The sequence below is a fragment of the Bacillus sp. LR--39 genome (assembly GCF_053613335.1).
The window spans coordinates 24165-40054 of record NZ_JBSIOT010000001.1; the positions used below are offsets into that span (position 1 = coordinate 24165).

General features: G+C 45.6%; 16 protein-coding genes and 1 riboswitch. Of the genes, 12 read left to right on the forward strand and 4 right to left on the reverse strand.

All coding sequences use genetic code 11. The annotated features are described in order from the left end of the window. Nucleotides 1-186 precede the first annotated feature (186 nt). Nucleotides 187-326, forward strand: a riboswitch (SAM riboswitch). A gap of 169 nt (nucleotides 327-495) precedes the next feature. From metK to alaP, 3 genes are all read left to right on the forward strand, one after another. Then, entirely contained in the window at nucleotides 496-1698 is a 1203-nt protein-coding gene (gene metK / locus ACWHAR_RS00245) for a methionine adenosyltransferase (RefSeq protein WP_003152253.1), read from the forward strand. Nucleotides 1699-1841: 143 nt separating this feature from the next. Further along, nucleotides 1842-3740, forward strand: coding sequence for an asparagine synthase (glutamine-hydrolyzing) (asnB, locus tag ACWHAR_RS00250; protein WP_003152255.1), 1899 nt, complete (start codon nucleotides 1842-1844; stop codon nucleotides 3738-3740). A gap of 204 nt (nucleotides 3741-3944) precedes the next feature. Then, on the forward strand, nucleotides 3945-5348 hold the full coding sequence (gene alaP, locus ACWHAR_RS00255; RefSeq protein WP_032873562.1) for an alanine permease AlaP: 1404 nt from the start codon (nucleotides 3945-3947) through the stop codon (nucleotides 5346-5348). A gap of 176 nt (nucleotides 5349-5524) precedes the next feature. On the opposite strand, the gene ACWHAR_RS00260 is transcribed toward alaP, so the two are convergent. Beyond that, nucleotides 5525-6040, reverse strand: a complete 516-nt coding sequence (locus ACWHAR_RS00260; protein WP_029326247.1) for a gamma carbonic anhydrase — start codon at nucleotides 6038-6040, stop codon at nucleotides 5525-5527. Nucleotides 6041-6086: 46 nt separating this feature from the next. On the opposite strand from ACWHAR_RS00260, the gene ACWHAR_RS00265 reads away from it, so the two are divergent. The 3 genes from ACWHAR_RS00265 to ACWHAR_RS00275 all read left to right on the forward strand — a co-directional run bounded on the left by ACWHAR_RS00265 (nucleotide 6087) and on the right by ACWHAR_RS00275 (nucleotide 8882). Beyond that, the gene (locus ACWHAR_RS00265; RefSeq protein ID WP_003152261.1) at nucleotides 6087-6866 is read left to right on the forward strand and encodes an alpha/beta hydrolase; all 780 of its coding nucleotides are present in this window, start codon (nucleotides 6087-6089) and stop codon (nucleotides 6864-6866) included. Nucleotides 6867-6886: 20 nt separating this feature from the next. Then, nucleotides 6887-7966, forward strand: coding sequence for a tetraprenyl-beta-curcumene synthase family protein (locus ACWHAR_RS00270; RefSeq protein ID WP_025285155.1), 1080 nt, complete (start codon nucleotides 6887-6889; stop codon nucleotides 7964-7966). Nucleotides 7967-8072: 106 nt separating this feature from the next. Then, nucleotides 8073-8882 carry a glycerophosphodiester phosphodiesterase family protein gene (locus ACWHAR_RS00275; protein WP_032873564.1) on the forward strand — a complete coding sequence of 270 codons (810 nt, stop codon included), beginning with the start codon at nucleotides 8073-8075 and terminating at the stop codon, nucleotides 8880-8882. Between the two features lie 17 nt (nucleotides 8883-8899). Here the strand turns inward: ACWHAR_RS00275 and ACWHAR_RS00280 are convergent, their stop codons facing one another. From ACWHAR_RS00280 to ACWHAR_RS00290, 3 genes are all read right to left on the reverse strand, one after another. After that, nucleotides 8900-9094 (reverse strand): hypothetical protein, encoded by a 195-nt coding sequence (locus ACWHAR_RS00280; RefSeq protein ID WP_003152265.1) that lies wholly within the window; start codon nucleotides 9092-9094, stop codon nucleotides 8900-8902. 122 nt (nucleotides 9095-9216) lie between these two features. Next, nucleotides 9217-9798 (reverse strand): tRNA (mnm(5)s(2)U34)-methyltransferase, encoded by a 582-nt coding sequence (locus tag ACWHAR_RS00285; RefSeq protein ID WP_032873567.1) that lies wholly within the window; start codon nucleotides 9796-9798, stop codon nucleotides 9217-9219. Beyond that, nucleotides 9795-10763: a TIGR01212 family radical SAM protein gene (locus tag ACWHAR_RS00290; protein ID WP_007408822.1), complete on the reverse strand. Its 969-nt coding sequence runs from the start codon at nucleotides 10761-10763 to the stop codon at nucleotides 9795-9797. The genes ACWHAR_RS00285 and ACWHAR_RS00290 overlap by 4 nt, the downstream gene beginning before the upstream one ends. Nucleotides 10764-10999: 236 nt before the next feature. Between ACWHAR_RS00290 and ACWHAR_RS00295 the strand changes: the two genes are divergently transcribed. From ACWHAR_RS00295 to ACWHAR_RS00320, 6 genes are all read left to right on the forward strand, one after another. Next, entirely contained in the window at nucleotides 11000-11272 is a 273-nt protein-coding gene (locus tag ACWHAR_RS00295; RefSeq protein ID WP_016938496.1) for a YtzC family protein, read from the forward strand. 348 nt (nucleotides 11273-11620) lie between these two features. Continuing rightward, nucleotides 11621-12013, forward strand: coding sequence for a GntR family transcriptional regulator YtrA (gene ytrA, locus ACWHAR_RS00300; protein ID WP_003152275.1), 393 nt, complete (start codon nucleotides 11621-11623; stop codon nucleotides 12011-12013). Next, a complete protein-coding gene (locus ACWHAR_RS00305; RefSeq protein ID WP_007613240.1) occupies nucleotides 12006-12884 on the forward strand; it encodes an ABC transporter ATP-binding protein in 879 nt (292 codons plus the stop codon). Before ytrA ends, ACWHAR_RS00305 begins: the two co-directional genes overlap by 8 nt. Then, entirely contained in the window at nucleotides 12878-13858 is a 981-nt protein-coding gene (locus ACWHAR_RS00310) for an ABC transporter permease subunit (RefSeq protein ID WP_032873570.1), read from the forward strand. The genes ACWHAR_RS00305 and ACWHAR_RS00310 overlap by 7 nt, the downstream gene beginning before the upstream one ends. A 15-nt stretch (nucleotides 13859-13873) precedes the next feature. After that, complete coding sequence (locus ACWHAR_RS00315) at nucleotides 13874-14860, forward strand: ABC transporter permease (RefSeq protein ID WP_032873572.1); 987 nt, start codon at nucleotides 13874-13876, stop codon at nucleotides 14858-14860. A gap of 36 nt (nucleotides 14861-14896) precedes the next feature. Next, nucleotides 14897-15877, forward strand: a complete 981-nt coding sequence (locus ACWHAR_RS00320) for an ABC transporter permease ytrC (RefSeq protein ID WP_032873574.1) — start codon at nucleotides 14897-14899, stop codon at nucleotides 15875-15877. The last annotated feature ends 13 nt before the right edge of the window (nucleotides 15878-15890 follow it).

Genomic DNA, 15890 nt, shown 5'->3' on the forward strand with positions numbered 1-15890 from the left:
TTTGCCGGTTTATTTGTATTTCGCTGAATGTGGAATTAGTATAACATATATCTGAAAATAGTCTATACTATTTGAGGTTTTTTGTTTGTGTTTTTCCATTGCTTCCCGAAATAAAGGCGCGTAATCGCTTTAATTCATATTGACACTTTCCGCCCTTTTACGATAAGATATTTCATTGAGCGGATACTCTTATCCCGAGCTGGCGGAGGGACAGGCCCGATGAAGCCCAGCAACCGGTTTCTCTGTAAAAAAGCAGGTGAAAACACTGTGGGAAACCAAGGTGCTAACCTGATGCAAGGTTTAATATTTTCCTTGAGCGATAAGAGTGAAAGGCACACAGACCAAACCCTTTCCTCGAGTGGAAAAGGTTTTTTTATTTCATAAAATATGCCAATTAACATTCTCTGATATAGTATGACATTGTATTAAGAGGGAGCGAGTTCCGTATCATATGAGAAGGTCTTGTAAAAGATCTTTTTTCAGGAGGAAAAGTGAATGAGTAAAAACCGTCGACTATTTACATCTGAATCTGTTACTGAGGGTCATCCGGACAAAATCTGTGACCAAATTTCTGACAGTATCTTAGATGAGATTTTAAAAAATGACCCGAACGCGCGCGTGGCCTGCGAAACATCTGTAACGACAGGACTTGTGCTGGTAAGCGGAGAGATTACTACATCAACATACGTTGACATTCCGAAAACAGTCCGTGAAACGATTAAAGAAATCGGCTACACACGCGCCAAATATGGATTTGATGCGGAGACTTGCGCTGTTTTAACATCAATTGATGAACAGTCTGCGGATATCGCAATGGGTGTCGATCAGGCTCTTGAAGCGCGTGAAGGCACAATGAGCGATGCTGAAATCGAAGCAATCGGAGCGGGAGACCAAGGCCTGATGTTCGGTTATGCGTGTAACGAAACGAAAGAGCTTATGCCGCTTCCGATCTCTTTGGCGCATAAATTAGCCCGCCGTTTGAGCGAAGTCCGCAAAGAAGACATTCTTCCGTACCTTCGCCCTGACGGCAAAACGCAAGTTACCGTTGAATATGATGAAAACAACAAGCCGGTCCGCATCGACGCGATCGTCATTTCAACTCAGCACCACCCGGAAATTACGCTTGAGCAGATTCAGCGCAATCTGAAAGAGCATGTCATTAACCCAGTCGTGCCTGAGGAACTGATCGATGAAGAGACAAAATACTTCATCAACCCTACGGGACGTTTCGTAATCGGCGGACCTCAAGGTGATGCGGGTCTTACCGGCCGTAAAATCATCGTTGACACATACGGCGGATATGCACGCCACGGCGGCGGTGCATTCTCCGGTAAGGATGCGACGAAGGTAGACCGTTCTGCGGCATACGCTGCGAGATACGTAGCGAAAAACATCGTGGCAGCAGGTCTTGCTGATTCTTGTGAAGTGCAGCTTGCATACGCAATCGGCGTGGCACAGCCTGTTTCTATTTCCATCAATACATTTGATACAGGAAAAGCTTCTGAAGAAAAACTGATCGAAGTCGTACGGAATAACTTCGACCTGAGACCTGCCGGCATTATTAAAATGCTTGATCTGCGCCGCCCGATCTATAAGCAGACAGCTGCTTACGGCCACTTCGGACGTCATGATGTGGATCTTCCTTGGGAGCGTACTGACAAGGCGGATGCGCTTCGCAAAGAAGCACTAGGAGAATAATTTTATAGCCGCTTACTTAAGCGGCTTTCCCTTTTTGTAGATGCTGCCATGCTTATTTTTTACATAGCGTGAAACCAATGGCGTAACAAAGCGTCTATAAAAAGGGGGTCCAATTAGAAAATTACACTTATGGAGGCTATACTATGTGTGGATTTGTCGGTGTTTTTAATAAGCATCCATTAACTCAAACCGCAGATCAAGAAGAGCTAATCAAACAAATGAACCAAATGATCGTTCACCGCGGTCCTGACAGCGATGGGTATTATCATGACGAGCACGTCGGATTCGGCTTCAGACGGCTCAGTATTATTGACGTAGAAAACGGCGGACAGCCTTTATCATATGAAGACGAAAAATATTGGATCATTTTTAACGGCGAAATCTATAACTACATTGAATTGAGAGAAGAACTTGAAGCGAAAGGCTACACTTTCAATACAGATTCCGATACCGAAGTGCTCCTTGCGACATACCGTCATTATAAAGAAGAAGCCGCTTCAAAGCTTCGCGGAATGTTTGCGTTTTTAATCTGGAACAAAGCTGACCGCGTCATGTACGGCGCGAGAGACCCGTTCGGCATTAAACCGCTGTATTACACAACGATCGGGGACAAAGTATATTTTGCCTCTGAGAGAAAGAGTTTAATGGCCGCTCAAAACGGTATTGATCTCGATACAGCTTCTTTACAGCAATATATGTCTTTCCAATTCGTTCCTGAACCGAGCACGCTTGACGCTGAAGTGAAAAAAGTCGAGCCGGGCAGCCAGTTTACGATCCGTCCGGAAGGCGATATCGCGTTTAAAACATATTTCAAAGCGAACTTTAAGCCTGTTCAGTCTGATGAAGATAAATTGGTGAAAGAAGTCAGAGACGCAATCTTTGACTCTGTCAAAGTTCACATGAGAAGTGACGTGCCTGTCGGTTCATTTCTATCCGGCGGTATCGACTCTTCTTTTATCGTCTCAGTTGCGAAAGAATTTCACCCGAGCCTTAAAACATTTTCCGTCGGTTTTGAGCAGCAGGGCTTCAGTGAGGTTGACGTAGCGAAGGAAACGGCTGCCGCGCTCGGGATTGAAAACATCAGCAAAGTCATTTCTCCCGAGGAGTATATGAACGAGCTTCCGAAAATCGTCTGGCACTTTGATGACCCGCTTGCAGATCCGGCGGCGATTCCTTTGTACTTTGTCGCGAAAGAAGCGAAAAAACATGTAACGGTCGCGTTATCCGGGGAAGGCGCGGACGAGCTGTTCGGCGGGTACAATATTTACCGCGAACCGCTTTCGCTTAAACCGTTTGAACGCATTCCGTCCGGTCTGAAAAAAATGCTTCTTCATGTGGCGTCCGTCATGCCTGAAGGAATGAGAGGGAAAAGCCTCTTAGTCCGCGGCTGCACACCGCTTGAGGAGCGTTATATCGGTAATGCGAAGATTTTTGAAGAGCCCGTGAAAAAACAGCTGCTCAAACATTACAATCCAGAGCTTTCATACCGTGATGTCACGAAGCCGTACTTTACGGAAAGCCGTTCATACAGCGACATTAATAAAATGCAGTATGTTGACATCCATACGTGGATGCGCGGCGACATCCTGTTAAAGGCTGACAAAATGACGATGGCCAACTCATTGGAACTGCGCGTGCCGTTCCTTGATAAAGTCGTGTTTGACGTGGCTTCTAAAATTCCGGATGAACTGAAAACGAAAAACGGCACGACGAAATACCTTCTGCGCAAAGCTGCTGAAGGGGTAGTGCCTGATCATGTGCTTAACCGCAAAAAACTCGGCTTCCCTGTGCCGATCCGCCACTGGCTGAAAAATGAAATGAACGAATGGGTTCGCAACATCATTCGTGAAAGTGAAACAGATGCTTATATTGAAAAGGATTATGTCCTTCAGCTTCTGGAAGATCATTGTGCCGACAGAGCGGACAACAGCCGCAAAATCTGGACCGTGCTGATCTTCATGATCTGGCACAGCATCAATGTTGAAAAAAGACTTGTGCCGGAAGAGCTGAATCATCAGCCGAAAGAAGTCATTTTCGTTTAATCCAAAAGGCTTTCGATGTTATCGAAAGCCTTTTTTCTATTGTTCTTTTGTAAACCGTCTATTCCGCTCTGTTTTCGACAAAGTATTACGCAATATTCAGAAAAAGGTTATAATAGGACTAATCGGGTAGATTCCGGAAAGTGTTTTCTGGCTATTTCGTCTCGGTTTGTTGTTTCTTTGTCAAAATCAGGGGGAGGGAGAGTTATGCAAAACAAAGAAAAAACGCTTCACCGCGGCTTGGAAGAGCGGCATATCTCGCTTATGTCGTTGGGCGCCGCGATAGGAGTCGGGCTGTTTCTCGGGTCGGCTTCTGCCATAAAGCTTGCCGGGCCGGGGATTTTAGCCGCTTACGCCTGCAGCGGACTGATTATGTTTTTTATTATGCGGGCATTAGGGGAAATGGCGATTCAAAAGCCTGTAGCCGGCTCATTCAGCCGGTATGCCAGAGATTATCTCGGTCCGCTTGCCGGGTTTTTAACAGGCTGGAATTATTGGTTTTTATGGGTTGTTACCTGCATGGCGGAAATCACCGCGGTCGGCATTTATATGGGCTACTGGTTCCCTGACGTGCCGTCATGGATCTGGGCGCTTTGTGCACTCGTCATTATGACGGCTGTCAACTTTCTGGCGGTCAAAGCGTACGGTGAGCTTGAATTCTGGTTTGCGCTCATTAAAGTCTTGGCGATTCTGTCAATGATCGCGATCGGTCTGGTGATGATCGTATTCGGTTTCGGAAATGGAGGCGTTGCACTCGGAATCAGCAATTTATGGAGCCACGGCGGCTTTTTCCCGAATGGGATTAAAGGGGTGCTGCTGTCGCTTCAAATGGTCATGTTTGCCTATCTCGGGATTGAGCTGATCGGTGTCACAGCCGGTGAGGTCAAAAATCCGGAAAAATCACTGGCGCGGGCCATAGATACTGTTTTTTGGCGCATTCTCATTTTTTACGTCGGAGCTTTGTTTGTCATTATGTCAATTTATCCGTGGCAGGAAATCGGTTCAGTCGGAAGTCCGTTTGTTTTGACATTTGAAAAAATCGGAATTCCCGCAGCGGCCGGAATCATTAATTTTGTCGTTTTGACGGCGGCTCTTTCTTCCTGCAACAGCGGGATCTTCAGCACGGGGCGCATGCTGTTTAATCTCGCGGAGCAAAATGAAGCCCCGAAAGCATACGGTACGGTCACAAAAGGCGGCGTGCCGGGAAAAGCGGTATTGGTTTCAGCGGGTGCGTTATGCATCGGCGTTTTGCTGAACTACGTGGTGCCGGCGAAAGTGTTTACGTGGGTGACGAGCATTGCGACGTTCGGGGCGATTTGGACATGGTCGATTATTTTGCTTTCCCAAATGAAATACCGTAAAAGCTTACAGCCGGAACAACGGAAAAAACTGAAATATAAAATGCCTTTATACCCCTTTTCCTCATATATCTCGCTGGCATTTCTGGCTTTTGTCGTTGTGCTGATGGCTTTTGATGCAGAAACCAGGGTGGCTGTCATCATCGGCCCTGTCTGGTTCGGCATTTTATTAGCAGCCTATTACGGGAAAGGCTTCCACAAAAGAAAACACATAAACCTGGAAAACGGACAGACATTCGCCGAAAAAGCGTAAAAAAAGAGCCCGCTGAAATGGGCTCTTTTTTCATAGGATCGGGTAAAAGGGGGAAGAATAAAACAAATTCCTGAACATTTTGCTACTGTTTCCTGACAATCAGCGGAACGCAAATGGTTATTACTTAAATAATATTTTGAAAAATGGTACAGTAGTAAAACAAAGCTGATCTATTTTTATTTCTCTTGCAGTGTTTTATAGTATCGGCCTTTTTCAACATATTCCGTTCTGATTCTTTCCATGTCCCGTATGTCTTCTTCTGTCAGCCGGCGGATAACCTTTGCGGGCCGGCCGAACGCAAGACAGCCGGGAGGAATGGTTTTGCCCGGAGGAACGAGACTTCCGGCGCCGATAAACGCGCCTTCTCCGATTTCCGCCCCGTCAAGAATGACGGAGCCCATACCGATTAAAGCATTCTTTCTGATGATTGCGCTGTGCAGTGTAACCTGATGGCCGATCGTGACGTCATCTTCAATAAGAAGCGGGCGGTTCGGACTTTGATGCAGACAGCTCAAGTCTTGTATGCTGACTCTTTTTCCGATCCTTGTCGGCGCAACATCCCCCCGGATGACTGCCGAGAACCAAATGCTCGATTGTTCTCCGATCACGACGTCGCCCGTAATGACGGCGTTATCCGCAATGAACGCTTCAGGATGTATGTCAGGCGTAAATTGTTTATAAGGGTAGATTATCATGTCTCATCCTTCTTTCTCTAAATTTATGTAAGAGGTGAACTGCATGTGGACTTGGAAAGCAGACAGGCCCGTCGGTACCATTGTCATTATCCACGGGGCGAGCGAATACCACGGGCGCTATAAATGGCTCGTTGAAATGTGGAGATCTTCCGGATATAACGTGGTGATGGGCGATTTGCCCGGTCAGGGAACGTCGACCCGCGCCAGAGGGCATATTCGCTCTTTCCAAGAATACATTGATGAAGTAGATATATGGATTGATAAAGCGAGAACGCTTGAAGCGCCCGTTTTCCTTTTGGGCCACAGCATGGGCGGACTGATTGCGATAGAATGGTTTAAGCAGCAGAGAAATCCCCGCATTACGGCACTCATTTTATCATCACCTTGTCTGGGTCTGCAAATAAAAGTCAATAAAGTCCTTGATTTTGCGTCTAAAGGACTGAACGTCCTCGCTCCGTCCCTCAGAGTGGATTCCGGCTTATCACCTGATATGGCAACGAGGAATGCGGATATGATTGAAGCGGATCAAAACGATTCTTTATATGTCACGAAGGTATCCGTAAGATGGTATAGAGAGCTTTTAAAAACCATTGATGCCGCTATGGTGCCGACTGATGCGTTTTTAAAGGTGCCGCTTTTGCTTATGCAGGGCGGTGATGACAAAATCGTCGATAAAATGAAGGTCCGCAAATGGTTTTCCGGTGTGGCTTCCCATAATAAATCGTACCGCGAATGGGAAGGGCTTTATCATGAAATTTTTAATGAACCGGAAAGAGAAACTGTGTTTAAGGCGGCAAAAGCCTTTACAGATCAGTATATTTGAATTCGCTGGGGGTGCATATGTTGACAGTACCGGAACATCCTTTTAACCTTATGGCAAAAGTGTATCGGGAAATTTTTCCGCTCGTTCATCAGGAATTGAACATGTGGCGGGAAAAATCAGATTCCATTAAAAATACCGAACTGCGGCAGCAGGCGGCCGCAAGTATCCGCGATAAATCGTTTCATTGTGAAGGCGGCGGCATTTTAGCCCTGCTTTCGGGAGAGCAGAAACAGAAATGCGTGCAATTTATCATCGCGTATCAGACAATCAGTGATTATCTGGACAATCTGTGCGACCGCAGCACCTCGCTTGATCCCGAGGACTTCCGCATGCTTCATCTTTCCATGCGTGACGCGCTGACGGTCGGCGCCGAGGTGCGGCCGTACTATCAGTACAGAGACGAGCGGGATGACGGCGGTTATCTTCATGAGCTGGTGAGAACATGCCAGCGGGTGCTCGGGTCAATAGAACATTACGGTATCATTAAACCTTATTTGCTTGAGCTGTGTGATTATTATTGCGACCTTCAGGTTCATAAGCATGTCGTTGAGCATGAACGCGTTCCGAGGCTTAAAGGCTGGTTTGAGCAGTACCGGTCACAGCTTCCGGAAATGGAGTGGTTTGAGTTCTCGGCCTGCGCCGGATCGACGTTAGGCATTTTCTGTCTCGTTGCTTACTCATTCCAGCCTGATTTTAACGAACATACCGCTGAGAAAATCCGCAGCAGTTATTTTCCGTACATACAAGGGCTGCATATACTGCTTGATTATTTAATTGACCAGGAAGAGGATCTGCTTGAAGGCGATCTGAATTTCTGTACGTATTATCAGTCTCATGAAGAAATGATGCAGAGACTGCAGCATTTTATTGAAAAAGCGGATGAACATTTGCAAGGCATTCCGCATGAAAATTTTCACCGGCTGATCAACAGGGGGCTGCTCGGCGTCTATTTATCCGATGACAAAGTCGCCGGCCAAAAAGAAATGGGCCGCCTCGCGCGAAAGCTGATCAGGGCAAGCGGAAAAACGTCATTTTTCTTTTATATTAACGGAAGAGCCTACCGCAAATTTCAGAAGATGGCTTGGACGAAAAGTTCGTAATGGGTGGACTGCGCCTCTCGTGTAAATCATGACGGCGCAGTTTTTTTATTTATGACGTGAAGAATGAAACATTGTTTGCGCCTGCAGAATATGATACTTTAATTTTATGAAAAAATTAAAGTATTTAGCCGTCATAGCATTACTTTCCATTTCCGGAGGCTGCTCCGTCATCCATGCTTCCGCCGGCTATCATCCTGTCTTGATAGCGCACAGGGGCTCTTCTGCGATTGAGCCGGAACATACAGCTTTGTCTTATGCGCGTGCCATTAAAGACAAAGCAGATTATATTGAGATAGACTTACGGGAGACAAAGGACGGCCATCTGATTGCCATTCACGATAAAACGGTAGATCGGACAACAGATGGTAAAGGGATGACAGATGATCTGTCTTTGGCTCAGATTAAGAAACTGAATGCGGGAAAAGGAGAAAAGATTTTAACATTAGAAGAAATCATACAGAAATTCGGACAAACTGCCAATTACTATATTGAGACAAGAGAAAGCAACGGCAGCCTGGTGATGGAAAAGAAACTGATTGACATATTACAAAAACATAAGCTGATTTCCAGCCATAAAGCAGTCATTGAGTCTTTTAGCGGGAAGAGCTTAAAGAAAGTTCGATCTATGAATAAAAAAGTTCCTCTTGTTCGATTATTAAAAGATAACGAGGCTGAGGAGATAAATGATAAGCAGCTGCAAACCATCAGAACGTATGCTGATACAGTCGGGCTCAACGCCAAATTGGCAAATGAAGCAGTCGTGAAGCGCATTCATCACAATAAGATGAAAGTGCACGTGTTTTTTGATAAGGAAGACGAGCATACGCTGACGCCTATTATGCTGAAACAAAAAGCAGATGGTATCTTTACAAACAATCCCGCTTATACACGCAGCGTGCTGCAAAACAGTAAATAAAAAGAGACATGCGCATTTTACGCTGTCTCTTTTTTTAACGGTTTCTTTTTTGCCGCAAGGTGCATTGCGAATTTGCCGATCAGCCCGATGACAAAAAATGCAGCAAACCACCAGTAATAGGTTTTTGCGAACTCAAATCCTAAATGTCTTGATAAAATGATGACGAACATCACATAGGGAACACTTGAAAATATGATGCGAAGAATATTCAAACTGCCGCTCCTCCCAGATGTTACACTTAAAAGATATGATTTTTTCCATTATTTCATAGTAATTGATTTTTCTTGAAAAGTAAACACAAAAAGAATCGGCCCGCTTATGACAGGCCGATTCTTTATTTGCCGGCAGATTTCTTTTCAATCGCTATAATAAACGGAGGGTCGTTTCGCTGATTGAGAAAGCCGTAGCTCAGCACGCGCGCTTTTTCCTGATCAAGATTGCCGCAGTACTCCAGTAATGCACTTTTTTCCGTCTTGCCTTCAGGATGCCCGTGGTACACAACGAGAACGATCAGCCCGTTCTCCTTCAGCAGTTCAAGGAGCTGTTCGATCGCGGAAATGGTTGAGTGACCGTTTGTCGTAATGCTTTTATCGCCGCCGGGCAGATAGCCGAGATTAAACACGGCGCAAGCCACACGACCGTGCGCATCTTCAGGCAGCGATGCCTTTATTTGATCATGGCTCTTATGGTGAAGCGTGACGCGCGGGCCGAAGTCGGCACCGAGCCGCTCCTTCGTTTTAGCCAGTGCGTCCGCTTGAATATCAAAGGCATGGACATGTCCTGTCTCACCGACAAGGCCGGCCAGGAAATATGTATCATGTCCGTTGCCCATCGTCGCGTCAACTGTGATATCACCTTCCTGTGCGGCGGACTTCAGCAATTCTTTACTGAAAGGGAGGATGTGCATTAAGGTCATAGGGCGGTCTCCTCCCCGATCTTTCTGAAGAGCTTCCCTTGATAGCTTCCCCGTGTTTCCAGCTCTTTTTGAATGGCGCCCAGTACTTCCCACTTATTGACGCTCCACATCGGTCCGACCATTAATTCGATCGGCCCGTCTCCCGTAATGCGGTGAACGATCATTTCCGGGGGAATGATTTCGAGCTGATCACATACAAGACTTACATATTCTTCTTGAGAAAGGAACTCCAGCTTTCCTTTTTCATATTGCTTCACCATCGGTGTGCCTTTTAATAAGTGAAGCAGGTGAATTTTAATGCCTTGTACATCCAAATCAGCGACGGCTTTGGCCGTCTCCATCATCATGTCCCTGTTTTCAAGCGGAAGCCCGTTAATGATATGGGAACAAACGCGGATGCCGTGTTTTCTCAGTTTATTGACACCCTCAACATAGCAGTCAAAATCATGGGCGCGGTTGATCAGAAGGGCGGTCCGCTCATGCACGGTCTGCAGCCCGAGTTCAACCCACAAATAGGTCCGCTCATTCAGTTCGGCCAAATATTCCACGACATCGTCCGGCAGGCAGTCCGGACGGGTCGCGATCGACATGCCGACAACGCCGTCAAGCTTGAGGACGGATTCGAATTTTTCACGCAGCTCCTCTACCGGGGCATGCGTATTCGTGAACGCTTGGAAATATGCGATATATTTGCCGTCTTTCCACTTTTCGTGCATGCGGTTTTTGATATCGTGAAATTGCGTGAGTAAGTCATCGGCCCGATTGCCGGCAAAATCGCCGGAGCCCGCCGCGCTGCAGAATGTGCAGCCTCCGTGTGCAACCGTGCCGTCCCGATTCGGGCAGTCAAAACCGCCGTCAAGCGCGACTTTAAACACTTTATGCCCGAAATGCTCCCGCAGATGATAATTTAATGTATGGTACCGTTTTTCCGTATTTGAATAAGGAAAAGGGTTATTCTCGTTCAATGTTCAAAAAGCCTCCCTCACATCAGATGCATCCTAAAATTGTAGCATGAATGATGGGGGTTCACAATCTGAAAACAGGATGCGGCTTTCTTTTGTTTATTATGACTGCAGGCAGGATTCTCATTCCTTTAGTTAAACACGGAAAATTTGGTTCTCTTTCCTTCAACCTTCGGGTGTTATTATTTTTGGTCCGCTCAAACTAAGTTTGATTTCCCATTCACTGAGGAGGGGTTTCGTTGGCAACAAGACAATCAGTAGATGAACATCTCCAAAGAAGCGAACAGGCGTATGAATTTGCGAATGAGCAATTTATAACCGCTTCAAAACAAGAGCATTATAATGATAATGAGTACAGTGAAGCGCAAATGATGCTTGAAAACGCGGTGAATGAATTAAACAAGCTGTCATTATCTGCGAATGATCAGCAAAGAGAGCAGCTTTACCGAATGAGATTGCAGCTGCAGACCTTGCAAAACAATATGATTTTGCAGCGTAATTTTGATTACTGACCGCGCCGTTTCAAATGGTTCAGCAAACCTGCCGGAATCCCGGCGGGTTTTTTTGTATTTCTTTTAAAAAAAGAATTGACAATAGGCCTGAGTGTGTTTATTGTATTACGTGTACTACTTGATGTAATACACATAAAACACTCAAAAAATGAAATCGATATATAAATGTTAAGCATAGGGAAGGGGAACTTTCATGAAAAACAAAAGATCCGTAAAACAAGATGTGCCTCTTATTATCGCCGCCTCGGTTTTGGCCAGCAGTCTGTTTGCCGTTCTTGTCGTACTCGGATTTCAATGGCAGAACATTTGAAGAAAGAGAGCAGCTCGTAAAAGAAAGAAGGGAAGTAAATGATTCAAATCGATCCGAGAAGCTCAACTCCGATTTATGAGCAGATCATACAGCAACTGAAAGAGCTTTGTTTAAAAGGGATCATGAAGCCGGGGGATAAACTTCCTTCTGTCAGGGAATTGGCAACGATCATTATCGCCAATCCGAACACAGTCAGCAAAGCGTACAAGGAGCTCGAACGCGATGGTGTCATTGAAACGCTGAGGGGAAGAGGAACGTATATATCGGAGAATGCAAAAACGACATTGGTTGAAGGGAAGATGACGATGATAAAAGAGCAATTGAAACAGCTCATCATCGATGCCCATTACGCGGGAGTTGAGCTGGAGAAGCTGCAGGAATGGATAAAGGAAATCAGCGCTGATGTGAAAGGAGGCAAGGATCATGATTGAATTGCGGAATCTCTCAAAAACGATAGACGGTAAAGAAGTGCTCAAGGATATTTCGCTCACCATCGGAAAAGGGGAAATTTTCGGGCTGCTCGGGCGAAACGGATCAGGGAAAACAACACTGCTCCGGCTCATTCAGCAGATTCTGCTGCCGGATCAAGGGACGGTTTTATTTAATCAGGTGGAAATAAAGCGGCATCCGAAAGTAAAACAGAACATCATTTATATGCCTGTTGAAAATCCTTTTTATGACAAGTATACATATAAACAGCTTGTTGCGATTGTAAGCAGAATCTATCCGAATTTTGATGTGACTTACGCCAATGAGCTGATGAACAGGTACGGCATTCCGGAAACGAAGAAATACCGTGAATTATCGACAGGCCTGAAAAAACAGCTTGCGCTCGTCCTTGCCTTTGCTTCACGCCCGGCACTTATCCTTTTGGATGAACCGACGGACGGAATTGACGCCGTAACGCGTCATGATGTGCTTCAGCTTATGGTGGATGAAGTGGCTGAACGGGAAACGAGCATTCTGATTACCTCACACCGTTTAGAAGATATTGAGCGAATGTGCAACCGGATCGGGTTTTTGGAAGGAAATCAGCTGACGAATGTGATGGACTTGGATGATATGAAGGAAGAGTACATGAAAATCCAAATGGCATTTGAAGAAAACGTCGCCTTGAAGATCAGAGAACAAAATATACCGATTCTCGACCATGCCGGTGTGTTTTATACGGTGCTGATTCAAAAGAATGATGAAAAGAAAAAGAACTTTCTGCAAGAGCTGCAGCCGAAAGTATGGAACGAACTTCCTGTCAACTTAGAAGAAGTCTTCATCGCGAAGTTTGGAGGGAACCGGAGATGGTAGACAGGGGATTGCTGTACAGGGAATGGGTGCAGAATCGAACTGTTCTTGTGATGGTCGGCATTTTTTTAGCGGCGGTCAATCCATTTGAAGTGTTAAATACCTATCTTGTCTATCAGGGCTGTCTGGATACCCACGGAGCATATTGTAAGTTTTATGTGAATTCTTTGGATAGCGGAATGCTGAACTTGAACTGGGCGCCCGCTGTGATTTTGGCGGTTTGCTTATTCGGACTGGAGCGTACAAAAGGAACGATTGATGCGCTGTTCAGTCTGCCTTATTCCCGCGCTCAGGTGTTTCACACCAAATTTTGGCTCGGGGCGGCGGTCATTACCGGCGCTCAGGTGATCGGCTACGGGCTGGCTGAGCTGCTCATTCTTCTGTTAAAGCCTGAGCGCGTATATTTCTTTCACCATTACAGCGTCGGCGAAATCATTGTGAGTATTTTGGCTTTTACATTGGTCGCGAGCGCAGGCTGCTTAACGGGCAATACGTTCGCCCAGCTGTTAACGGCGTTTGCCGTGTCGATAGCGCCTTACCTGATTATTACGCTGCCGCTGACAAATGCGGAAGTTATCTTCGGGGTCGGCATGCATGAGCTGATGCCATCAGTCAATGCTTACTTAAACGATTCGTTTCAATATCTGATTCCGATCATGTATGTTAATACGGACTGGGTATCTGCCAGCAAGTATATATTAATCATTCCGGCAGTGATGAGCATTGTATTTTATGCCATCGGGTACTTTTGCTATGTCAGGCAGCCGGTGGAACGGAACGGCCGTTTTTTTCTCTGGAGACAGCTTGACCGGCCCATTCAGATTGTGGTGATCTTAATCGCCGTTCTCGGTTTTGGCCTGGCGGGGTACTCGATGGGACAGACGATGACAGGGTATGTGGCCGGGATGCTGGTCGGAGGAGCGATCGGATTTTTGGTCAGTTACTTTGCCATATTTAAAAAAACGAAGCATGTATAAGAAAGGAGGGCCGGAATGATACCGCGGGGATTGTTGTACACAGAATGGAAGAAAAATCAGTGGTTGTTTTTATGCAGCGGCATTCTTTTAATGGCGGCAAACCCTTTTATGGTTTATAACAACTACTCAACATATCAAGAATGTTTGAATAACCCAGCTCTTCAAGATTGTGAATTCGTTGTTAATTATACGAATGGGTCGCTTCTTTCCTTCAGCTGGATTGTGAGTGTTATCATTGCTGTCTTCTTATTAGGGTTAGAACGGACAAAGGGAACGATGGATGCTTTGTTAAGCATGCCTTACAGCAGAGGCCAAATCTTTCAGACGAAATTCTGGCTCGGCGGGGCAGTCATTGTTGTTCCTCAGGTGATAGGCTATGGAGCGGCGTCATTGCTGATATCTTTGCTGAAACCGAGCCATACGTACGATTTTGATCATTTTTCAATCGGAATGATTGTCATCAGTTTTATGGCTTACGCCTTGTTAATGGCATCCGGAGCATTAACGGGACAGATATTCGCCCAGCTGTTAACGGCGTTTACAGTAACGGTTCTGCCCTTTTTACTCATCGGTCTGCCGGCCGCGAATTTGGAGGTCGTTTTCGATTTTAGTGTCGGAGATCAATTTTCTTTTATCAGCAGTTATATCGAATCCCGTCTTTTTATATTTATAACCCCTATTGTATATGTGTTTAACGACTGGATCAGAGAAAGAGATTTGATTTTAATCATTCCGATTGTGATGAGCCTTGTCTTTTATCTGATCGGTTACGTCAGCTTTCTGAAACACCCGAATGAACGGAACGGCAGATTCTTTCTTTGGAGAAAATTGGACCGGCCGGTGCAGATATTGGTGATTGCCTTTGCCGTTATGGGTTTCGGCGTTTTCGGATATGGGGTCACAGACACGATGTTCGGCTATTTAGCCGGCATTATCTTCGGCGCGATTATCGGGTTTTTCATCAGTTATTTTACGGTTTACAGGAAGTCAAAGCATATGTAGATCTGTTTGAAAATGAACAGTTTGGAGGAAAGCAAGGTGCCGATTAGCGGTTTGCTTTATAAAGAATGGAAGCAGCGGCAGACGCTGCTGCTTCTTACAGCGGGGTTCTTAGCTATTTTAGGCCCTTTGGCAATTATAAATGAATATTTTCACTATAAGGATTGTTTGAGTGCGCTTCATCAATATTCAGATTCAGTTTGTACGTTCAGCATTGATTACAGCAATCGGAATTTGATCGGGCTGCATTTCATTCCTCCGGTTATGATGGGGCTTTTTCTGATAAGAGGAGGCCGGGCTGAAAGGATGTTTACACTGAGTCTTCCGTATTCGAGAAGCCGGATATTTCATACGAAGTTTTTCTTGGGAGCAGCCGTGTTAGCCGGCTCGCAATTTGTTTCTTACGGAGTATCTGACATATTGTTTCTGGCGCTTAAACCTGACGCTGTCCATCATTTTCAATCATTCAGCGCAGGGATGCTGGTCATCAGCTTGATGATTTATGCATTAGTGACAGCTGCCGGCACGATAACGGGCAATTTAGCGGCACATCTGATCACGGCGTTTACGGTTTCCGTCTTTCCGATCGTGGTTATGACGATTTACCTGTTAAACGCTGAGTTCCTTTTTGGCAGGCAGGCTGTGCCGGATATTGATTTCCCTTGGAGCGGGTTTCTGATCTATTTCATGCCTGCCGCTTACATCCATACATCATGGATGTATTACATGAAACACGCATTGTTAATCTCCGCATTAATGGGATTTTGTTTCTATCTATTCGGCTATGCGAATTTCCTGAAAATGCCGAGTGAACGAAGCGGTCATTTTATCCTGAGCAAACACATTGAGCGCATCATTCAAGTGCTCGTCATGGTGCTCAGTATGCTGGGAAGTGCGGGGGTATGCGGATATGCTTATAACGGCTCGTATACCGGTTACATATTCGGCATGCTTCTCGGTGCGATTATCGGGTTTTTCATCAGTTATTACTTCATCTATAAAAAAACGAAACAGATATAAGGGGGAGTGGTGT